Annotated in this window: 18 protein-coding genes and 1 tRNA gene; 4 read left to right on the forward strand and 15 right to left on the reverse strand. The window is 39.4% G+C overall.

The window, feature by feature from the left end; translation table 11 throughout:
• Positions 1-198: 198 nt before the first annotated feature.
• From EO112_RS03405 to zwf, 6 genes are all read right to left on the reverse strand, one after another.
• Entirely contained in the window at positions 199-1,137 is a 939-nt protein-coding gene (locus EO112_RS03405; protein WP_009352921.1) for a bile acid:sodium symporter family protein, read from the reverse strand.
• Between the two features lie 343 nt (positions 1,138-1,480).
• A complete protein-coding gene (locus tag EO112_RS03410; protein ID WP_009352998.1) occupies positions 1,481-1,921 on the reverse strand; it encodes a cupin domain-containing protein in 441 nt (146 codons plus the stop codon).
• Between the two features lie 93 nt (positions 1,922-2,014).
• Positions 2,015-2,320, reverse strand: a complete 306-nt coding sequence (locus tag EO112_RS03415; protein ID WP_127162911.1) for a heavy-metal-associated domain-containing protein — start codon at positions 2,318-2,320, stop codon at positions 2,015-2,017.
• 8 nt (positions 2,321-2,328) lie between these two features.
• On the reverse strand, positions 2,329-2,553 hold the full coding sequence (locus tag EO112_RS03420; RefSeq protein ID WP_127162913.1) for a twin-arginine translocase TatA/TatE family subunit: 225 nt from the start codon (positions 2,551-2,553) through the stop codon (positions 2,329-2,331).
• Positions 2,554-2,579: 26 nt separating this feature from the next.
• On the reverse strand, positions 2,580-3,329 hold the full coding sequence (gene pgl / locus EO112_RS03425) for a 6-phosphogluconolactonase (protein WP_127162916.1): 750 nt from the start codon (positions 3,327-3,329) through the stop codon (positions 2,580-2,582).
• Positions 3,314-4,837: a glucose-6-phosphate dehydrogenase gene (gene zwf / locus EO112_RS03430; RefSeq protein WP_062401030.1), complete on the reverse strand. Its 1,524-nt coding sequence runs from the start codon at positions 4,835-4,837 to the stop codon at positions 3,314-3,316. The genes pgl and zwf overlap by 16 nt, the downstream gene beginning before the upstream one ends.
• Before the next feature lie 175 nt (positions 4,838-5,012).
• Between zwf and rpsD the strand changes: the two genes are divergently transcribed.
• Together rpsD and EO112_RS03440 are read left to right on the forward strand one after the other, a co-directional pair.
• Positions 5,013-5,600 (forward strand): 30S ribosomal protein S4, encoded by a 588-nt coding sequence (gene rpsD / locus EO112_RS03435; protein WP_009353000.1) that lies wholly within the window; start codon positions 5,013-5,015, stop codon positions 5,598-5,600.
• A 222-nt stretch (positions 5,601-5,822) separates the two neighbouring features.
• Entirely contained in the window at positions 5,823-6,143 is a 321-nt protein-coding gene (locus tag EO112_RS03440; protein ID WP_197413469.1) for a YnfA family protein, read from the forward strand.
• A 41-nt stretch (positions 6,144-6,184) separates the two neighbouring features.
• Here EO112_RS03440 and EO112_RS03445 read toward each other — a convergent pair whose 3' ends face one another.
• The 5 genes from EO112_RS03445 to tadA form a co-directional block, all read right to left on the reverse strand.
• Positions 6,185-8,167, reverse strand: coding sequence for an AlwI family type II restriction endonuclease (locus EO112_RS03445; RefSeq protein ID WP_127162918.1), 1,983 nt, complete (start codon positions 8,165-8,167; stop codon positions 6,185-6,187).
• 12 nt (positions 8,168-8,179) lie between these two features.
• The gene (locus tag EO112_RS03450) at positions 8,180-10,333 is read right to left on the reverse strand and encodes a Dam family site-specific DNA-(adenine-N6)-methyltransferase (protein WP_127162920.1); all 2,154 of its coding nucleotides are present in this window, start codon (positions 10,331-10,333) and stop codon (positions 8,180-8,182) included.
• Between the two features lie 287 nt (positions 10,334-10,620).
• Positions 10,621-11,463 carry a DUF362 domain-containing protein gene (locus tag EO112_RS03455; protein ID WP_009352922.1) on the reverse strand — a complete coding sequence of 281 codons (843 nt, stop codon included), beginning with the start codon at positions 11,461-11,463 and terminating at the stop codon, positions 10,621-10,623.
• Between the two features lie 66 nt (positions 11,464-11,529).
• Positions 11,530-11,620, reverse strand: a tRNA-Ser gene (locus tag EO112_RS03460).
• Positions 11,574-12,071, reverse strand: coding sequence for a tRNA adenosine(34) deaminase TadA (gene tadA / locus EO112_RS03465; RefSeq protein ID WP_071814776.1), 498 nt, complete (start codon positions 12,069-12,071; stop codon positions 11,574-11,576). Before tadA ends, EO112_RS03460 begins: the two co-directional genes overlap by 47 nt.
• 136 nt (positions 12,072-12,207) lie before the next feature.
• Here tadA and ispE point away from each other — a divergent pair, with 136 nt between their 5' ends.
• Positions 12,208-13,092, forward strand: a complete 885-nt coding sequence (ispE, locus tag EO112_RS03470) for a 4-(cytidine 5'-diphospho)-2-C-methyl-D-erythritol kinase (RefSeq protein ID WP_009352886.1) — start codon at positions 12,208-12,210, stop codon at positions 13,090-13,092.
• Positions 13,089-13,778, forward strand: coding sequence for a GntR family transcriptional regulator (locus tag EO112_RS03475; RefSeq protein WP_009352903.1), 690 nt, complete (start codon positions 13,089-13,091; stop codon positions 13,776-13,778). The genes ispE and EO112_RS03475 overlap by 4 nt, the downstream gene beginning before the upstream one ends.
• 180 nt (positions 13,779-13,958) lie before the next feature.
• On the opposite strand, the gene gltB is transcribed toward EO112_RS03475, so the two are convergent.
• The 4 genes from gltB to meaB form a co-directional block, all read right to left on the reverse strand.
• Entirely contained in the window at positions 13,959-18,545 is a 4,587-nt protein-coding gene (gltB, locus tag EO112_RS03480; protein ID WP_009352978.1) for a glutamate synthase large subunit, read from the reverse strand.
• Between the two features lie 416 nt (positions 18,546-18,961).
• A complete protein-coding gene (locus EO112_RS03485) occupies positions 18,962-19,981 on the reverse strand; it encodes a branched-chain amino acid aminotransferase (protein WP_009352867.1) in 1,020 nt (339 codons plus the stop codon).
• Positions 19,982-20,285: 304 nt separating this feature from the next.
• The gene (locus EO112_RS03490) at positions 20,286-21,728 is read right to left on the reverse strand and encodes a [FeFe] hydrogenase, group A (protein ID WP_127162922.1); all 1,443 of its coding nucleotides are present in this window, start codon (positions 21,726-21,728) and stop codon (positions 20,286-20,288) included.
• A gap of 315 nt (positions 21,729-22,043) precedes the next feature.
• Complete coding sequence (gene meaB / locus EO112_RS03495) at positions 22,044-23,228, reverse strand: methylmalonyl Co-A mutase-associated GTPase MeaB (RefSeq protein ID WP_127162924.1); 1,185 nt, start codon at positions 23,226-23,228, stop codon at positions 22,044-22,046.
• Between the last annotated feature and the right edge of the window lie 48 nt (positions 23,229-23,276).

Consider the following 23,276-nt stretch of genomic DNA (forward strand, 5'->3'; position numbering starts at 1 on the left):
TTATCTACTTAAGTAGGGTATTCCTAATATTTGTACAAATTGTACTACGACAGTCTATTATATACTTTATTTTAGGATTTTACAAGGAAAAAACGTCACATACTTTCATCCTATAGAAGGCTATGAAAGTATATGACGTTTCTACTAGATATTTAATTTTCTAAATGCTCTAATACCCAAAGTACATTAACTTATAGATTAATGTGTATTTTTAGAATCGTTTCTTCGGCAAATGCCCGCAAAGATAGATCCTGTAAAGTTATGGATAATGGAGAACACGGCGCCTGCTACGGCTGCTTGTGGTGTAAAATGTTTCAACGCCAAGCTAGCTGCCAAGGCAGAGTTTTGCATTGCCACTTCGATTTGCATGGCACGGCGATCTGGTACGTTAGAACCAAATAGACGGCAAATGAAATACGTCACTACATAACCGCTCACATTTTGCACTAAACAAGCTAAGAAAATCATCACACCGTGCGCTAAGATATTATCACGGCTAACGGCAGTGACGCCAGCTAGGATAATTAATACAGCTACGGCACCTACTGTTGGTAATACTTCTTTCACAGGTTCAATGCGAGAACCGATGAAATAGTTTACAATAATGCCCAACGCAATTGGGACCGCAATGATTTTCACGATGGACATGAACATCGGCCAGAATGCAATATCTACAGTTTGTCCTGCGTATAAGACGATGAAGATTGGTGTTAACACTGGTGCCAACAAAGTGGATACTGTCGTTGCAGATACGGACAATGGCACATTACCATTTGCCAAGAATGTCATTACATTGGATGCGGTACCACCTGGTGCTGCCCCTAACAAGATAAATCCTAAGGCGATTTCTGGTGGGAATCCAAACAAGGTACCTACTAACCAACCTGCTAGTGGCATCCACAAGAATTGAATCAAGGATACCAAGATCACTTGCCACGGTTGTTTAAATACGTCTAAGAATACTTTCCCTGTTAAGGTTAAGCCCATGCTGAACATAACTAATTGTAACAAAGGAACTGTTTGTTTCGCTGCCCCCATGAATAGTTCTGGCACTAAGAATGCGATAACTGCCATAGCTAACACAATCCATGCTAGGTAATCATTGAACAAGCGATTAATACTACGAATAAAATTCATATGTAACCTACTTTCTATAAAAAATGAGAACTTTTCAATTATAACAAATATTTCTCTCTAATAAAAGGGATTTATCTTAAATTTATAATATATTTGTCCATTTATGTGTTACAACTATTAGCTGTGATATGCATCGTATAGTTTTCGTCCCACTCTCATGATTATAACTAGACTCCGTTATTGTATATCAGAAAATGTTATCTACTTAATTGTATAATGCAATTTCACTTCAAAACAAAAAAGAAACATAAGTAACGATAACTCCTAACATCAATATTAGATGCCTAGATTCCTCATCACTTATATTTCTTCCTTGTGAGACAGTTGTATGTAAACTGATTAACTAGCTATTTAAAAACTCCTCGATTACAGGATTTTCCATCATCACAGCTTGTTCTTCCTCTGTGATAACTTGCACCTTATCTCGGTCCACATTAACCAAGCAGAGGAAGCCTAAATGATCGTCTTGGTTCGCACGGAATTGGTGTGCCATCAATTTAGGGATTTCAATCATATCTCCTTCTTGGACGTCTTCCACGGTGTCGCCTAGTAAACATTGGCCTTTCCCACGGAAGATCATGACCATATGCGTATGCTCATGGCGCTCCATAGTGCTATACCCACCTGGTTGTACCTCAAAATAACGGAATTGGCATGGAATATCCCAAGCTCCATCAAACAAAACTTGACGGGTCACATCTTTAAAAGGGCTATTATCTTGCTTGTATACCAACGTGTCGACTCCATCCCAGGTGTATTCTTTTTGATTAAACTTGCGTATCATACTAACTCCTATAAAAGGGCCATCTTGAAATCAATCCAGATAGCCCCTCCTTGTATTCTAATATATACCCGGCATATCACCAGATAGTACGCCTTATTTGAATATTTTCTTAATAGCGCCCAAAATGCCACCATGTTCACGAACATAGTCTTTCACAGATTCCACTTCAAAACCTGTTTCGTCGATAGCTGCACGAATTGTTGCTTCATCTATTTTTGTATGATCAAAGCGAATTCTTACTTCTTTTGTCGCTAAATCGACAACAGATTCCAACACGCCTAGTAAACCACGGACAGCTGTATTGACCGTATTTTCACAATTTTCACACATCATACCTGGAACATGAAATAATTTCGTAGTCACATTACCTGTGCTACCGCAACCGCAATCTTTACACATAAATCCTCCTAATTATTTTGTTTATGACTATTTGTAGCACCTGCTTCTACATCTATGGTCTCTGTTTTAACAGGTTCTTCTTTTGCTACCTTCTTATCACCACTGACAGCATCTTTAAATTCATTAATACTTTTACCAATGGCCTTACCAATTTCAGGTAACTTTTTAGGTCCAAAGATAACAAGGGCAATAATTAAAATAAGAAATAACTCTTGTGTACCAAAATTAAACATACCTAATACCTCGCATTTCAAATCAATTAATTTTTATGCGCAGAATCATCTACATACCATTCTACTGGTTCATGAGTTAATACCGCACCTGGTAAACAATGGTCTACTCGATCCTCCCAAGAATATTCTTCATATTCTTTACGTTGGCGAAGCACACGAGCTAAGGCCGCCTCTTTAGAAGCGCCTACCACCGTGAACCACACAGATTTCGCATTCACCAGCATTGGGAATGTCAATGTCACACGTTCCCATACTTTGCCGTCTTTCACAGCCACTACCATACGATCACGTTCATACAAAGCTTCCGATTTAGGGAATAGGGACGCTGTATGTCCATCATCACCTAAGCCTAGTAAGACTAAATCTATGGATTCCTTTTCTGTGCGCTTCAAGACCATTTGTACTTCTTGTTCATATTTATCTGCTGCTTCCTCCACAGTACCATTATTCGTTGGTACTGGATAATAGTGAGCAGCTCCCATAATATTTCCAAATAAGCGATCTTTTGCACGGCCAAAATTGTTATCTGGATTCGACTGTGGCACAAATCGTTCATCTACCCAAAGGAAGAAAATATGCTCCCAATCGATACGATTTGTATACTCATCAGAATCGAGCAATGAAAACAATGCATTTGGTGTAGTCCCTCCAGATACAGCCACCACGCAAGCGCCTGTTTCTGCAATGCATTCATTTGTATAAGTTAAAAATCGATCGGCCACTGCTTTCGCCACGTCATCTCCTGTAGGAAATGCATGAATTATATCTCTCGCCACGACCAAGATCCTCCTTCTAATAACTCTTCTGCCTCTTTTGGGCCCTCACTGAAAGCTGGATAGAAGCATAACGGTGTTTCTTCATCATTTCGTTCCCATGCCTCAATCAATGGCTTAAATAAACGCCAAGATTTTTCTACCGCATCATTGCGAACGAATAATGTTTGGTCTCCTAATAAACCATCTAAAATCAATCTTTCATAAGCATCTGGAATGTCTGCTAATTCCTTAGAATTGCTATAAGAAAAGTCCATTTCTAACGTATTGACACTTAATTTCGATCCTGGAGATTTTACCTCTAAGGACAATCCCATTCCTTCGTTTGGTTGCATACGAAGAACCAATACATTTTGGTTAAAGTCTTTCGCATGGAACGGTTTAAAAATGGAGTGCGGAATTGGTTTGAAAGTAATAGCAATTTCACTTGATTTCTTCGGCAATCGTTTCCCTGTACGTAAATAGAACGGCACATCACGCCATCTCCAATTATCAATGAACAGTTTCAATGCCACATAAGTTTCTGTCGTAGACGTGGGTGGCACATTTTCTTCCTTCCGATACTCTGGGGCTGGACGTTCTGTATTACCAGAATCTGTATATTGACCACGCACTGCAATATCGCCTAATTTTTGACGATGTAAACCACGAATAGACGAAATCAATTTAGCGATTTCATCACGGTAATCGTCGGCATTAAAACTGGCAGGTGGTTCCATAGCAATCAAAGATAATACCTGGATCATATGGTTTTGCACCATATCACGCAAAGCGCCTGCCCCATCATAATAGCCAGCACGTTTTTCTACACCTAACTCTTCAGCCACCGTAATTTCTACACGTTCAATATATTTACGATTCCAAAGCGGTTCAAATATAGCATTGGCGAAGCGAAGCATCAAGATATTTTGTACCGTTTCTTTCCCTAAATAATGATCAATACGATAGGTTTGCTCTTCTGTTATATATTGTTTTAATGATTCATCTAATGCGATAGCACTTTCTAAATCATGCCCAAAAGGTTTCTCAATGATTACTCGAGACCAAGAACCTACTTCTTCTAATAGCTTCGCCCCATGTAATTCACGGACGATAGGTTCAAATAACTCTGGTGGCATGGCTAGATAAAATAGTGCATTACCACCTGTGCAATGCGCCGTTGCCACACGCTCTAACTCTTCTCGCAACGCTACATACGTAGAAGGTTCTGTATATTGACCAGACACATAGGAAAAGCGTTCAATAAATGCTAATTCTTCTGCACTTGGTTCACGATCGCCTAATATGGATGCTTTCACTTGTTCACGAAACTCGTCGTGGCTCATGGCTGTCCGTGCTACGCCCACTACGGCTACCTTCGGTGAAAGTAAACCACGTTGAAACAAGGAATAAATAGCTGGTAATAATTTACGTTTTGTCAGGTCTCCAGAGGCCCCAAAAATAACGATGGCACCTGCACCTGGTGTATGTTCTATACATAATTCTTCTTTAACATTATAGGACACATTCATTGTGAATCTCCTCTTACATCATTTCCCAATGGAAATACTAATACTGTACCCTTTATTATAGCACATACACGGCCCTTGACAATGGTTATAACCCTTTGACTTTTTCATTTTCATAGGGTATAATAATTAAGCACGATTTGTGCAAAGTTTTATTAATCTATGAGGTGATAATCACATGGCAACGAGAAGAGAAGCACGATTTAAGTTATGCCGTCGCTTCGGTGTGAACGTTTTCGGTCACGCGAAGGCTTTAAAACGTGTAAAAAAAGACCAACGTCAAAAGAAAATGTCTGAATATGGTCTTCAATTATTAGAAAAACAAAAAGTTAAAGCATACTACAACTTGCTAGAACGCCAGTTCGTACGCTATTACGATAAAGCGAAAAAAATGCATGGTGTTACAGGCCAAAACATGTTAAAATTGTTGGAATGCCGTTTGGATAACCTTGTATATCGCATTGGCTTCGGTAACTCCATCCGTCAAGCACGTCAAATGGTAAACCATGGCCATATTCTTGTTAACGGTAAACGCGTTGACATTCCATCCTACCAATGTAAAGTTGGCGATGTAATCGAACTTCGTGAAGCTAGCCGTGACAACGAAATGTTCAAAGTGAACTTCCAAGAACTTCGTTCTTTCGAACTTCCTTACATCGAAAAAAATCTTGACGCTTTCCAAGGCACATTAACTCGCCTTCCTGAACGTGAAGAACTTCCTATCGAAGTAAACGAAACATTAATCGTCGAATTGTACTCCAAATAATAGGATACTACAGCAACCAATCTTCGGATTGGTTGCTTTTTTATGCCTTGGTGGTTGAAATTATTATGATTAGTTTATATAATGAAAATATATATCATTTACTATATATTACATACGGTCTTAGTACACGGTATATTGAAATTATAAAATTCTTGCACAACGTACCGTATGTATTTCATCCTATGAAATGCAGTTAACATAAAGGTATTTACTATGTCGCAAATTCTCTTATCAATATTTTATTTTATTCTAGCCGGTATTGCTGAAATCGGTGGCGGTTATTTAGTATGGCTTTACCTGAAAGACGATAAAAGCCCGTGGTATATGCTCGCAGGTGCTATTACACTCATCATTTATGGAATTATCCCTACCTTACAAGAAGCGCCTTTCGGTAAAGTATACGCCGCCTATGGTGGCATCTTCATTGCCCTCTCTATTTTATGGGGCTATTATGTGGACGGCATTACACCCGATCGCTATGATATCATCGGCGGCATTGTCTCCATTATTGGAGTACTGATTATTATGTACTATCCTCGATAGTATAACTCCCTAGGGTTTCACCTAGGGAGTTTTGTACTTCTTTAAGGTCCGTATTCTTTAGTTGCTTCTCGTATTAAGCCATCATGCCAATCAATATCTCCTAACTCTTTATTGTGATATACATCAAATACTTGGTACAAATGTCTATAAGAAATATTACGCTCTATAATTTTCTTTAGAGCCTGTGTATCCATAGAAATAATTTTCATACCATCAATAGTTACTTCATTTTTAGTGTATGGAATTAGCTTTCTATATCTAAAATCATACACAACATTTTTATCTAAATAAGTACTAATAAACAGACTATAATCAAACCGATTATTATAGCGAACCCTATAATCCCCTAAATGCCTCGAAACAGGTTCCATTTCCATTCTTCTCTGATTACTTCCATCTGCAAGAGTCGCTTCTAATAACAAGGAATGTTCAGGATAGTCACCACACGCTTCATACTTATAGATAATATCAGCATACCCACCAGCTGCATGAGTTTTAGGTAAAAGATTAGCTTCTAACGATAAATTCATAAACTCCAAAATATTACCTTGCCGCTCACTAACTTTATACCATATAATCCCCAATATATATTCAAATATGGTTGGAATAGTCGCTTCGTCGGTAACTAATTCTTCAATTCTCCTATCATCCCGTATTTCAAAACAATGCAATAATTCAATAAGTATATTATCGGTGAACTTCTTATCAATCAATATATTAAATCTTCTAGAACGTTCATCATTAATATATGTTGCTACTTGATCTCCACTATCAACCCTAACCCCCAAATCTTGGCTTAAAGCACTATATATTTTATTCATATCGATAGTAAATGCAAAAGATATTTCTTCTAGTTCTACATCAACTTGTAGATTGCTATCTTTTGTAAATGCCACACTATATAACTCTTCAATGATTTCTTGAAAATAATATTTAGGAAGCACATCTAATTTGATTGTGCGATCTTCAAAAATTAATACATCTGCAAGATTAAAATACCTTCTATTTAAATCAAAATAATCTGCCAACGTTGATATCGCCTTAAATACATGTAGATATTCAAAAAATACCTTTTTCAACTCCAGTTCATTTCTGCATGATAAGAATGGACAATTTTCTGATATCGATTCTTTCCCTTTTCTTCTTATAGATGAAATATTAGTAGTTTGGAATAATAAGTTTCTCCACAACGTGCCCGGTCTTTGATTAATGTTCTTCGCAGCATGTAAAAGTTCTTCATAATTATTTTTCCCTTCAAGAAATATTCCTTTTACATTTTCATATAATGCATAATAAGGTTTATCATATCTCCGGCTTTTACGATTAATCCCTATTGTACAGATTACCTCTTCATCAACTTCAGACTCCATGAATACATGTAAAGCCAACTTATAATTATCCATCTGCATCAATCTCTTATAGATAATTTCCTCGGCTTTAATTTTCCCTAATCTATAAGATTTTATATCTTTAATAATTTGCTCAGCACTTTCACCATCCTTGATTAATGGAATAAAATATGTAAACTCATCATAGGTTAAAAACTCTAGTTCAGTTAAACATTTGAGCACAGCAATAAAAGGTCTAACAATACACCCACTTACATCCACGCTTGTTTTTAACAGTTGCTTTAAATACATAAAGCTATCGCCACTAATGTTGAAATCATTATTGGCTTCAAATGCTCCTGTAGTTGTTACATCTAGCAGAGTTCTACCTGCTTCCGTAAGTATTCTGTCTGCTGTAACAAGGCCAAGTTCTACTAGCCCAGAAGTTTTTTCTCTAGCATCTTTATCTTTTAGATTTGCTTCACCTGTCACAAATCCCTTATCTTTCATAAAATTATAATATTGCTCTTGGATTGTAGAACACCATTCCCATTGTGATTTCTTGCTGATTTCACGATAAAATTCATCGAGTAGCAGTAATTGCTCCTCTATTTTTAAATTTAGTTTTGCAGTCCTAAAGCTTGTCGTCCCCACAACCCAACAAAAACTCTGATATGAGATAACTGTATTAGACATTTACCCACCTCTTTAATCAATCGAATAATTTGTAATAAGCACTTCCTTAGAGATACCATCCTTATCTTTTCTATGATAATTACTATTGGAATAACTTTTATCTAAGTAATGACAAGTATATCCATTGGCTTCAACCCAGTCATATAGAAGATGATTTTTCTCCCCCTTACTTTCTAATACATTTGACAAAGCAAAGGAAAATCCTTTTTTATTTGCATCGTCCAAAAAGTTTAGTAAATCTTTTTCATCATGTTCCGTCCACATTCCGTTTTCATTGTAGGTCGCACTAGTTATTAAATATGGTGGATCACAATATATGAATGTTCCTGCCCCAAAATCATCTAACAATATATCTCTAAAATCTTTTTCCATGAATTGAACATCTTTATTCTTCAACTCCTCAGAAAATAAAACCAATTTGCTTCTCATTTTTGAGTTAAAATCTCGTTTACCTACTGGAAGATTAAACAACCCTTTTCTATTAAACCGAATCTGATTATTAAAGGAATAAACCATCAATACATAGAGCATCACATAATCGATAGTTCCATCGATATATTTTCCATTAAAATCATCTCTCAACTTTGTGAATTTTCCTTTGTTATACTCAGATAACCCATTACTACTATTACAATTATAATAAGCATATCCATATAATGCTGTATTAGATAGACCATATTCTTCAATCACCTGATCTATAGAAGTTAATAACGCATTCGTTTCAGACGTTTTAATAAAATTCATCAGCCCAATTACACGGTCATTCAGGTCATTAAAAATAACTTTTGAAGACAATGAATTAATTCCTACATTACCTCCACCAGCAAAGATATCGAAGAATACCTCTTTTTCATCAAATAATGGCTGAATTTGATCTAATAGCTTAAACTTTCCTCCAATATAATTAAATGGACTTGCTATATTAATTTTCTTTGATGAATCGTACACTTCGCACAAAAATAACCGCTCTTTATTATCTTTGATATCTGACTTTCCTGTTGAAAAAGCTTTATGATCCGCTTCAAATATTGTCACTTTCCCTTTTTTTCTCAAAATTCTAATAATATCTTCATCTGAAATTTTAGCATTTGATCGGTCATTTCCCTTGTCTGACATATTATTGTATGAAAGTAAAATATATTTTACATTTGCTTTATCAATCAATTCTTCAAATGCTTTTGTTGCATTAATCATGCAGTAATCGCTTTTTATAGCAGACCTATCCATTTTTCGAGCAACACCATACACTTCTGGTTTTTCCCATCGTGCTACATTTTCAAGCAAATGATAGGCATCACAATATTGTCTTGAGTTATATGGTGGATCTAAATATAATAAATCCCCCTTAATCGATTTTACCAACATATTGGCATCGATATTATAACAACTATTGTTAGGGTTTATACATTTCTCTGGTAATAGCACATGTAATACCAACGATTTATCAAAGTCTAATTTTTTTCTATACGCATCATAATGCCCTACAGTATTCGCAATTTTATCCATTGCATATAATAATGCTGTAATCAAAATTGCATATTCCTTGAAGTTGATTTCTTTCGTTTTATATTTTAGCTCTATATCTTCTCTAATATATCCTATCTTGCTACAATCATCTGCAGAAAAAAATGTATCTCCAAAAGTCTCTCTCATATAGTTATTTTCTTGTGTTTCTATTTGATTATATTCATAGATAATCTCTACTATTTTTTCACTAGAATACTCTTCTGCCCCAAACCAAGCATAATTTGAAATATAATTACTATATAATAAATCATTGGTGATAAGCATTTTATCTTTAAAAGCATTCGAAACTGCACCTGTACCACTAAAAATATCTATGACAATATTAATCCCTTTGCAATTTTCTTCAACAGTCTTCCTTATAAAATTAGAAAGAGAATACTTATTTCCTAAATATCTTCTATTATTAATAAATAATTGTTTTAGACCTAATTCTGATATTAATTGTTCAATATAATCACTAGGGTTCTCATCTTCTATATTAAGTTTTGTTTTCAAAGCTTTAATAATCTCTTCATTCCAGAGATATCTTCCTGTATCGCTTTTAGGTACTACAATTTTTTCTTTCTCAATCAATTTATATAAGTATGCTTTAGAAATATCTAGCTCTTTGATAATTTCAGCAACAGTAACACTTTCCATTCTATATACCTCTTGCCACATTTTTCCTATTTAGTAGACATTATATCACAAAAATCACTATTTTTCTATTAATATCGCCCTAAAAATGGATGCTAATCGCATCTATATCTTATGCATATACAAGCTAAATTATTATATTTCTACTCCGAGTATACACACCCTACATGCAAAAATCTCTAGTCAAAGCGATGCCTTACGCACTCGCTTACACTAGAGATTTTTTATTATTCACATAACCTATCCTTCCACAGCTTATAAAAGCTACCTATTGTTCTAGTTACGTACTATTAAATTTTTTCACCATAGAAGATTAACTCTTCGTCTTTCACCAAGGCGTAGGAACGTGTACCAAGTCCCATGCGGTCCGCACGAAGTAAGATGGCTTGCCATTCGCTATTAGGAGAAATATCTTTGAAATAATCCCACGTACGTTTTTCCACTGTGCTTAATACGCCATGTTCCACTGGTGTAGCTTGGGTAATAATGTCTCCCAAAGCTTCGTCCATAGCCACCATGTCATAGGATACAACAATGCCTAAGTTACTTACGATTTCGTTAGTAGCACCAGCCTCTTTCAGCTTATCTTGGTTCACATAATCTGCTACAACGTCCATCGCTACCCCTACATGGAATCGTTGACGATTTCGAGTGGCAGCTGCTGCATATTCAGCCACCGCTTTATGATGCTCTGTACCTGTTAAAGCTACCAATTCACGACGACCTTCTAGGCTCGCAGAGTACCACCCTGTATTGTTCACAGCCCCAGAGAATCCGCTGTACTCATTCGCTTTAATGTGGTTTACAGAAATCACCACATCACTGGTAGCAATGCGTTCATCGATATAGGCTACTTTCACAGATTCACCATCAGGAATGATGACCTCACAAGAATGGTTGCTAGGCTCATCTACATAGACCACAGTGCCACCTTCGGATTCGATGCGTGCTTTCATATATGCCACTACCGTTTCATACGCCTCATAATCGCTGTGCAAATCATTGCGAAGTAGAGCCACTTTTTTGCCAGCGCAACCAATTTCATCAAAGCCGATTTTACGCAACAAAAAATCTAATCGTTTATGGATTAATTCTTGATTAACCTCTTGTAAAGGGGAGTAATATACTTCCATATCATACCTCCTATAACTACATCATTTTGTAAAAAAGGGCTGCATCTACTGACACAGCCCTTACTTTGGCGGAGAGAGGGGGATTTGAACCCCCGCGCCAGTTTCCTGACCTACCGCATTTCGAGTGCGGACTCTTCAGCCACTTGAGTACCTCTCCGTATACGACGGCGTTCTTTGAAAAAATCTTTCATAATTTGACTGCATTCTTCTTGCAATACACCCGATAACACCTGTGGTTCATGATTTAAATTCGGATGTGAAAGTACATTAAACAAAGATTCTACCGCACCGCCCTTATAATCACTACTGCCATAGACAACACGATCTATACGACTATTAATAATAGCACCAGCACACATAGGGCACGGCTCTATGGTAACATAAAGCGTACAACCGGTCAACCGCCACCTTTCAAGCATAGCATTCGCCTCACGGATGACAAGGACCTCTGCATGAGCCGTCGCATCATGGTCAATCTCGCGTCTGTTGTGATGACGACTGATAATCTTGCCTTCATGCACTAATACTGCACCAATAGGAATCTCACCCATATCATAGGCCTTACGTGCCTCTACCAAGGCTTCACGCATATACTCTTCATCAGTCATACAGTCACTTCCTTTCCAATTGCCGCTACACAATAGAATACCATACTTTCAGAGAATCGTCACTTCTTAAGCTAATTATGATATAATAAAGAGTACATGTAAACATTTTCGATGACTTCACTGAGGTGACAATCTTATGGAACAACGAGCTTTTAGTAAAATCAATGTAGGTCTTGCTATCACGGGCAAACGTGATGATGGGTACCACGATATAGATACCATTTTTCAATCTATTTTCTTAGGGGATTCCCTCTATTTCGCGCGTCACCATTCTGTGGTGTTCTCTGGCGATGCTCCTGAACTGCCTTATTATATGGCACAATTAATTCCCTATACAGAAAGTAATATTGCTATGAAAGCCCTTCGTATGGTGCAAGACTATACGGGCTGTAAACAAGGGGCTGCTATTCATTTGTTAAAACGAGTTCCCCCTTGTGCTGGTATGGGCGGTGGTAGTGGTGACGGTGCCGCTATGCTACTAGGCCTTAACAAGTTTTGGGACCTGCGCTTAACCGATGAAGAACTATTGACCATGGCTTCTAAACTCGGATCTGATGTACCATTCTTACTAAAAGGCGGCACTGCCCGTGGCACCGGTCGAGGAGAACTATTAGAAACTTTACCAACTAGTAGTGCTCAATGGCTACTGATCGTAAAACCAGAAGTGAGTATTTCCACGGCAGAAGCCTACGGAAGATTTGCAGGGACTTCTCGTGTCACTTCAGACACGATGGATACCGTTACTGCACATATGAATGCCAAAGACTTTTGTCAAGCTTTTATTAGTAGTGACAACACCTTTGAAGAATTAATATTCCCTGTCCATCCAGAACTTACAGCATGTAAGCAATTTTTCTTAGACCGTGGATTTCCCACCATCATGACAGGTAGCGGTCCTACTATGGTGGTTCTATTGGAAAAAGCACTGGATGCAATTCGATTACAAGAAGAAATCAAAAAAGCTGGTTATAACTGGCTTTCACTAATTACGAAAACACATGATGAGGAGGCCCTACGATGAATGCACCACGTTTACAACCCATCCGTTTAGACGCTTACAAACCGCTTCGTGAAATTGTTAGCGATGCTTTGCGTCAAGCCATTCGCGATGGTATTTTACCACCAGGAGAACGTCTCATGGAGATTCCTCTTGCGGAAGAACTCGGTGTGAGCCGCACCCCTATCCGTGAAGCCATCCGCATTTTAGAGCAAGAAGGACTCATTGTTATGATTCCTCGCCGTGGTACCTATGTGGCAGATATGAGTTTGAAAGATGTAACAGAAGTGTTTGAACTTCGTTCTATCTTAGAAGAATTAGCCGCAGAACTAGCTGCAGAACGTATTACGAATGAAGAAATCGAGGCCTTAGAGCAACATCTTGTAGAAATCGGCAATTACATGAACGAAAATAACTTAGACAAAGTCGTACAAGCCGATATTCTATTCCATGAAATCCTTTATAAAGCTTCTCGTAATGATCGTCTTGTTGAAATGATAAACAATCTACGGGAACAAACATTGCGGTTCCGTACATTGTCTATGAGCCAAACAGGTCGTCTTGCCAAAACTTGGGATGAACATCGTCAACTTGTGGAAGCTATCTCCGATCGCGATGTGGAACGAGCTCGCCAGATTGCTCGTATCCATATGGAAGAATCGGAGAAAACATTGTTAGAAGGTATGCAATTAAAAAGTCATGAAGGCTAATATATCTTCCACATATCATACTTCAAATTAAAAGGGTCCTCTCGGACCCTTTTTTAGTTATCAGAGTATAAATAGAGAGGAAAGTTGATGCATTTTGCTCAACTTTCCTCTTTTTTACACAACGATTCAGTTTATGGATAGAGTTCCCCCTAGATATATCGGTTACCTAAGATCTACCCTCTATTTTCCACTCATATATTTTGCTTTAAATGCTGCTAATTGTGCTTCTTCTAATGCCATGCCTTCCTCTTGGAAGTGAGCGATACTTTGCTCCATTTCTTCGTAAGCTGTTGGCACGATTTTCGTAAAGCGATCTTTGTACAATACCCAGTTTTCTAACATATGTCGACCTTGTTTAGAGTTTGTATGCAATACATGTTGTCGTATTAGCTCATGAATCCGTGCTAAATCACTTTCACTAGTTTTACGAAGTTCCACAAGTCCTGTATTACAGTAGCGTCCATCTAAATCAAGGACGTACGCATAACCACCGGACATGCCAGCCCCAAAGTTACGGCCCACACGGCCAAGGACAAGGACCTCACCACCAGTCATGTATTCGCAACCGTGGTCACCTACACCTTCTACAACGGCGGTAATACCGCTGTTACGAACGCAGAACCGTTCCCCAGCCACACCGTTGATATAGGCAGTACCAGAAGTAGCCCCATAGAATGCCACGTTACCGATTAAGATGTTTTCATGCGCCTCATAGGTAGCAGCTTTTGGTGGGTACGCAATGATAGTACCACCAGACAAGCCTTTGCCAAGATAGTCGTTGGCATCACCTTCAAGTTCCAATGTCATACCATTCGGAATGAAAGCGCCGAAGCTTTGACCTGCAGAACCAACGAAATTCAATTTGATAGTATTCTCTGGCAAGCCCGTTTCACCGTAACGACGAACCACCTCGCCACCAACTAAGGTACCTACTACACGATTCACATTGCTGATAGCCAATTTGGCACGAATTGGTTTTTGATCATCCAAGGCAGGACGGCACATACGAAGTAATTTTTTCATATCCAAGGTGCGTTCCAATTCATGGTCTTGGTCGATGCTGTGTAAATGTCCCACAGACGCATCTGTATATGGTTTGAACAAGATTCGTTTCAAGTCCACACGAGACAATTTGAAATTATCGTCCTGTGAGCGTTGGCGTACTAAGTCAATACGACCTACTAACTCACGAACACTGCGGATACCTAAACGAGCCATGATTTCACGCAATTCTTGGGCGATAAACTTCATTAAGTTTTCCACATATTCTGGTTTACCTGTAAACTTAGCACGCAATTTCTCATCTTGTGTGGCCACACCATACGGACATGTATTCATATGGCAAACCCGTGCCATACGACAGCCCACTGCCACTAATGGCAAGGTACCAAATCCGAATAATTCTGCTCCCAACAAGGCTGCGATCGCCACATCATAACCAGTCATCAGTTTACTGTCCACTTCCAGCTGTACACGGTCACGCAAACGGTTCAACATCAAGGTTTGATGCGTTTCTGAAAGGCCCAATTCCCATGGCACACCTGCATGTTTTACAGATGTACGACCTGCTGCGCCAGTACCACCATCGTAGCCGGAGATGAGGATGCTGTCTGCTTTCGCTTTGGCTACCCCTGCGGCAATGGTACCTACCCCAGCTTCTGAGGTCAATTTTACGGAAATCGCTGCACTTGGATTGACGCATTTCAAGTCGTAAATCAACTCTGCCAAGTCTTCGATGGAGTAAATATCGTGATGTGGTGGCGGAGATACCAGTTCTACACCTGGTGTGGAGTGACGAGCTTTGGCAATCTCTGGATATACCTTTTTACCCGGTAATTGACCGCCCTCACCTGGTTTCGCTCCTTGGGCACATTTGATTTGTAATTCTTTCGCATGTACCAAGTAATTCGTTGTTACCCCAAAGCGACCTGATGCAATTTGTTTTACTTCACTATTGCGATTATCTCTATTGGCATCGAGAACAAAGCGACTTGTATCTTCGCCGCCTTCCCCAGAGTTCGATGTAGATCCTAAACGGTTCATAGCGATGGCAATAGTTTCGTGGGCCTCTTTACTGATAGCACCGTAACTCATAGCGCCAGCTTTAAAGCGTTTCACAATGTCTTCCACTGGTTCTACTTCTTCCACAGGAATACCGCCACCTACAGGGAAGTTCAATTCCATCAAGCTCCGTAAGGTCACATGGTAATCATTTCGAATCATTTTGGAATATTCTTTGTATCTATTGTAATCCCCTTCGATTAAGGATGTTTGTAATAACTTAATCGTATCTGGATTGAATAAATGCTCTTCCCCATCTTTCATAGGTCCGTACCAACCACCTGGTTCAAGGACTTTCACATCTTCTTTGAAAGCCCGTTGGAATCGTTCCAATGTTTCATGAGCTACGCCACCTAAGCCGATACCACCAATGCGTGTCGGTGTGTTCGGGAAGTAGGTACTAATAAAGTTCGTATTCAATCCCAATGCCTCAAAGATTTGTGCCCCATGGTAGCTACGTACAGTGGAAATACCCATTTTCGACATCACTTTCATAATGCCCGACACAGAGGCCTTGATGTAGTTTGCTTCTGCTTCCTCTGGTGTAAGGTCTCCCAATCGGTTGGTGGCTTGTAAGTCACGTACTGTTGCTAATGCCACATATGGATTGATGGCCGTTACGCCATAGCCTAAGAGTGTACAGAAATGATGCACTTCACGAGGTTCCCCAGATTCTAAGATTAAGCCCATTTCCGTGCGTAATACAGTGTTAATTAAATGATTGTGCACCGCTGCCACTGCCAATAAAGCTGGAATCGGCGCATGGTGTTCGTCCACGCCACGGTCAGACAAGATCAACACATTTTGGTCTGTGCGAGCTGCTTCCTCTGCATCCTTGCACAAACGGTCTAAGGCTTCTTTCATACCCTCAGCACCTTTGGCTGGGTCAAACAAGATGGACAAGGTCACGGATTTCATGCGACGGCAGTCCAATTGTTTAATACTTGCCAATTCTTGATTCGTCATGATAGGTGTCCGCATGGATACTGCATAGGTGCCCACTTTGTTAGGGTCCGTCAAGTTACCGCTATTTCCGAGCATCACTCGTGTGGATGTCACCATTTCTTCGCGGATAGCATCGATTGGGGGATTTGTCACCTGTGCAAAAAGCTGTTTAAAATAGGAGTATAACATTTGTGGTTTGTCCGACAAGATTGCTAGCGGCGCATCAGCCCCCATAGATCCTACAGGATCTTTCCCATCTTTTGCCATAGGGATAATCATGCGTACCAAATCTTCTTGGGTATAGCCGAATACTTGTTGTTGCATGAACAAGTCCCCTACCTCAGGGATACTCTCTTCCGTAGCTTGTTGAATCTCCGACAAGTGGATCACATGTTCTTTCACCCACTCATTGTAAGGAAGTTCTGTAGCCACACGGTGTTTGATTTCTTCATCAGAAATGATGCGACCTTCTTCTGTGTCGATTAATAGCATTTTACCTGGTTCTAAACGGCCTTTGGCACGAATCATATCATCTGCTTCATTTACAACGCCCACTTCGGATGCCATAATCACACGGTCATCTGCTGTCACATAGTAACGAGCTGGACGCAAGCCATTTCTGTCTAAGACACCACCGATCACAGTCCCATCAGTAAAGCCCATTGCCGCTGGACCATCCCATGGTTCCATCATGAAACTATTAAATTCATAGAAGTCGTGTTTTTCTTGGCTCATCAAGGTATTGCGTTCCCATGGTTCTGGAATCATCATCATAATCGCATGAGGTAAGCTACGGCCTGTCATATGCAAGAACTCAAGAGTATTGTCGAACATGGCAGAGTCAGATCCTGTATCATCAACAACAGGGAACACTTTTTTAATATCCGGGAACAATGGCGACTCTGCTTTTCCTTCACGAGCATTGATCCAGTTCACATTACCACGAATGGTGTTGATTTCCCCATTATGTACTAAATAACGGTTAGGATGGGCCCGTGCCCAACTTGGAAATGTATTCGTACTGAAACGAGAATGAACCATCGCCAAGGCAGAGGTGAAATCTAAATCGTTCAAATCTAGGTAAAAGTTTCGTAATTGCACTGGTGTCAACATACCTTTGTAGACGATCGTTTTAGAAGACAAAGAGGCAATGTAGAAATCGCTACTCATTTCTTTGCTCAATGGGACGATGCGTTTTTCTGCAATTTTACGAATCATATATAATTTGCGTTCAAACTCCGCTTGGTTTGTCACATCTTGACCTTTACCGATAAGAATTTGGATCATCCAAGGACGAATTAATGCCGCCTCATGACCAACTGCTGTAGAGTCTACCGGAACTTCCCGCCAGCCCAATACAATTTGACCTTCTTCACGAACTACTTCTTCTAAGATTTGCTTTTGCTCATTCCGTAATGTTTCATACTTATGAGCAAAGACCATACCCACCCCGTAGTCACCAGCAGGTGGTAAATGGATACCTAACACTTCGCACTCACGGCGGAAAAAATCATGTGGAATTTGCACTAAGATGCCCGCTCCATCGCCAGTATCCTTATCGGCGCCAGCACCACCACGGTGCTCCAATCGCTCAAGAATACGCAAGCCGTCGTCGATAATATCATGGGATTTTTTACCTTTAATATTCACCACAAATCCCATGCCGCACGCATCTTTTTCAAATTGGGAACTATACAAACCATTTGCTTCCAAATGTCGCTGCTCCTCATGTTGTTTTGCAATGGTACTCATTTCCATCATAACCCTCTCCTCCTTTAGGCTCTCTATCACTATACTAGCGTACTTAACACTAGGCATACATATACTGAAAGTTCTAATTCACCTATGCTTTTTGACTATACGTATAGCTGTCTAACTATAAACCGGATGAGTATGTACCTTTTTGATCTTTCTTCTGTAAGAATTAGATTCTTATCTTAATACATAACTTCAGTGTATATCAGTTATATATAATAGTTATTATTCTATAGAATATAGAACTGTATATTATACTAGCAAAAATTATTGTATATTTCAATACACATTACTTATGTATACATGTATTCTTAAATTTGGACCATCTCATACTACTTTCATATCTCCCTATATAGGAATATACAAAAACGCATAGCTACCCCAAGGTAACCATGCGTTTACGTCATTGTAAAAGTATTCTATTATACGATGCGAACAATCCAGCCTTCTGGTGCTTCGATTTCACCATGTTGAATGCCAAGTAATGTTTCGCGCAATTTTGTTAATGTTGGTCCCATTTCATCCATGCCGCTTGGGAAGAAGATATCTTCTTCTTTTGTATGCACCATGCCAACAGGAGAAATAACAGCCGCTGTACCGCAAAGACCACATTCAGCAAAGTCTTTCAATTCTTCTTTATACACTTCACGATGTTCTACGGTCATGCCCAAATAATGTTCAGCTACATACATCAAGGAACGACGTGTAATCGATGGAAGAATACTATCGGATTTAGGCGTTACTAATTTGCCATCTTTCGTGATGAAAATAAAGTTCGCTCCACCAGTTTCTTCTACTTTTGTACGAGTTTGTGGATCCAAATACATATTCTCTGCATACCCTGCTTCATGGGCTGCTTCTAGAGCATGCAAGCTCATAGCATAGTTCAAACCCGCTTTAATATGACCTGTACCATGTGGTGCTGCACGGTCAAAATCGGAAATTTGGATTTTTAATGGCTTCACACCGCCTTTGAAATAATCCCCTACTGGAGTACCAAAAATACGGAATTGGAACTCATCTGCCGGTTTAACACCGATAACACTGTTCGTACCCATCAAGAATGGACGAAGATACAAACTACCACCCGTGCTGTATGGAGGAACAAAGTCTTGGTTCGCTTTTACTACTTCTTTCACAGCCTCGATAAAACGATCCGTTGGAAATGGTTGCATCACAAGATATTTTGCAGAATCATGCAAACGCTGTGCATTTAAATCTGGACGGAAACACACAATATGACCATCCTTCGTGTAATACGCTTTCAAACCTTCAAAAATTGTTTGCGCATATTGGAATACACCAGCACATTCATTGAGGACAATATTCGCCTCATCCGTCAAACCGCCTTCATCCCATTGACCATCCTTGAAATTAGACACATAACGGAATGGCGTTTCTTTATAACTAAAATCTAAATTATTCATATCAATCTTTGCCATACTGTCCTCCTACTATTTCATACCTGTGAAAGCCGTGAAAGTATACGTATATCTATCCTTCTAGCCCTTCACATTATATGAATACTCACTGATTTGTATTTTAGATAAAAACTATTATACACCCAACACGGAAAATGTACAAGAGTATATATAGAATAGAAAAGACTCTTACGGGATGATCCCCATAAGAGTCTTTTCGTCTTGCAGTATGTTGTCATGCTTAGATGACTATATAATAACTTCGTTCAGCAGCAAACCAACTTACACATTCGCTGACTCACCGGAGTTGAAGTTACTAACTAAATTATTCCGGCTTTTTAAATTTTGGAGATGTTGGACATGTTTCAGGAGTCACGTCTTTACGAGCGCCTAAATCACCGCTGCGATCTACATAGGTAGTATGTAACAACTCATGAGCAATATGCCCTAATGGTTTTTCCAAGAAATTAGCGTAGGCATCTTTAATTTCAGGGTTTTCATAAGAAGAACGAAGCTTCATGTTGGAGTCCCAATTATAAAGACCTTCAATACGTTCACCTTTTACTTTATTAGCCACTGGTAATTTAGCACGTGGTTGTCCACCACCGCCGATACAGCCGCCTGGGCATGCCATCATTTCAATGAAATCATATGTTTTACCAGATGCTTTCAATTCGTTCAAGAATTCACGGATGTTTTTACCACCATGACACACAGCCACGTTGATGGTATGTCCACCGATTTCTACGCTTGCTTCTTTCACACCGTCCATACCACGCACATCTGTTAAGTTAAGAAGTGGAGCTGGAGATGGTTCATCACCAGTGATGAATTTGTAGGATGCACGCATCGCTGCTTCCATAACACCACCAGTATTACCGAAGATAACACCGCCACCAGTAGCAGCACCGATGAATTTATCGTATGCAGAGTCTTCTACTGCAGCAAAATCTAATTCTGCTTCACGAATCCATTGTGCAAACTCACGTGTAGTGATACAGATATCTGTATCTGGGCCTAAGTCTTCGCCAGTGTAACGAGACGCATTGTTTTGCTCAGGACGACGAATTTCCGCTTTTTTAGCAGTACAAGGAGCGACAGACACGGATACAATTTTCTTAGGATCAATGTTCATATTTTTTGCAAAATATGTTTTTACCATAGCAGATTCCATAGCAATACAACTACGAGCGGAAGAAATATGAGGTACATATTCTGGGAAGAATGTTTCACAGAATTTTACCCATGCTGGACAACAGCTAGTAAATTGTGGCAATGGACCTGTACCATGTAATTTACGTTCTAATAGTTCGTTTGCTTCTTCCATGATAGTTAAGTCCGCACCGAAGTTAGTATCAACTACATAGTCAGCACCTAACGCACGAAGAGCACCTACCATTTTGCCTTCTTGGTATGTACCAGGCTCAAATCCAAATTCTTCACCGATAGACACACGAACAGCTGGCGCTGTTTGGATAACTACGATTTTCTCTGGATCTGCAATAGCTTCTTTTACTTTATCTAATTCTGTACGTTCGTACATTGCACCAAATGGGCAAATTACCGCACATTGACCACATTGGATACAAATAGGATTATCTCCTGTTGCTTCTAAATCATAATAGTCAAGTACGCTCATAGTGTCAGCACATGCTTTACGACATAGAGTACAGTTCTTACATTTTTCTAAATCATGAATAATCGCCACATTATCCTCAGCAATAGGGGCACGGCGATCAAGATGTTGGAATCGACTTTCGAAACTCATTATTATGCACCTCACATAGTGTAAACAATACTAGTTATGTATTCATTAACTTTCCGTCATATTATAACAAATATTCAGACTTGTGAAAATAAATAAATATGCCATTTATTTTCCTATTCTTTTAAGTTCTAGTAAAATTTTACGCATCCACTTAGAATATACATTTATGTCATTTTTATGTTACTTTTGTCACACATGTAGATTTTTATTATATATTTTTCATATTATATCTTTCAAAATCCATATACCCAAAAAACTACTAGGATTTTGACCACAATAGCAGAAAACAGGAGAGTTTCCCCTCCTGTTTCTATGTTATTTCAGTTCAAATAACGGAACATTTTTAGCTTGTTCTCCCAAGGCTGTTTGTGTGAAAGTAGTAATGAACTGTTGTACTGCTAACGTCGGTGTCAAACGACCTTCTACAACGGCGTCTTCAATGCCACCTCGACACGCCACAATCTCTGGAGCTCGATAGAACAAGTTTTGCAAATGTTCTTCCACCATGGAGTATACCCACGATAAGGTTTGGTCACGGCGACGTGCTTGTAGCACTCCATTACCTTTACATTGTTCCATGAATGTTTCAATCACACCTTGCCACAATTCCATAATACCGTCTCCTGTATAGGCAGAGCACGTGTACGCATGAGTTGTCCACTGTTCCGTGGCATCACGAATAAACCATAAAATACGTTCGTATTCTTGACGAGTCACTTTAGCCCGTTGCAAGTTATCTCCATCGGCTTTATTCACCACAATAGCATCGGCTAATTCCATAACACCTTTTTTCATGCCTTGCAATTCATCTCCAGCACCAGTCAATACAACGAGTAAGAAGAAGTCGACCATGGAGCGTACTGTGGTTTCACTTTGACCAACCCCTACGGTTTCTACTAAAATCGTATCATACCCAGCGGCCTCACATAATAGCAAGGTTTCTCTACTTTTACGGGTTAAACCGCCCAGTGTCCCTCCTGATGGGGATGGACGAATGAATGCATTCGGCTCTCGTGAAAGTTGTTCCATCCGCGTTTTATCCCCTAGGATAGAACCGCCGGTCACTGTACTCGATGGATCCACAGCAAGAACCGCTACTTTATGACCGTTTTGGCATAGTTTTGTGCCTAGCGCTTCAATTAAGGTCGATTTACCAGCCCCAGGCACCCCTGTAATTCCTACACGGGTGGATTTGCCTGTGTATGGTAACAAGCGTTGGATAACTTGTTGTGCCATTTCAAAATGAGCTGCTGCGTTACTTTCAATTAATGTGATGGCACGGGATAAAATCATACGATTACCTGCCAGTACGCCTTCCACATAGTCATCGACGGTCAATTTTTTCCGTTTGACCACCTTAGGGGCTACCGGTTTTTGCGGTGCATTCGTATGTTCATCCATACCATCATGACCACCATCTACGCCACGCATGACACGGCATGCAAATTTATCATCTTTCTCCTCAGGAACCCAAGAAGGCTTATAGGTATCATCACTCATAAGACACCCTCCTTTCACCGATTCGAATATGACAAACACGCAATCAGT

The sequence above is a fragment of the Veillonella sp. VA141 genome, from assembly GCF_003992175.1.
In the GTDB taxonomy this organism is placed as follows: domain Bacteria; phylum Bacillota; class Negativicutes; order Veillonellales; family Veillonellaceae; genus F0422.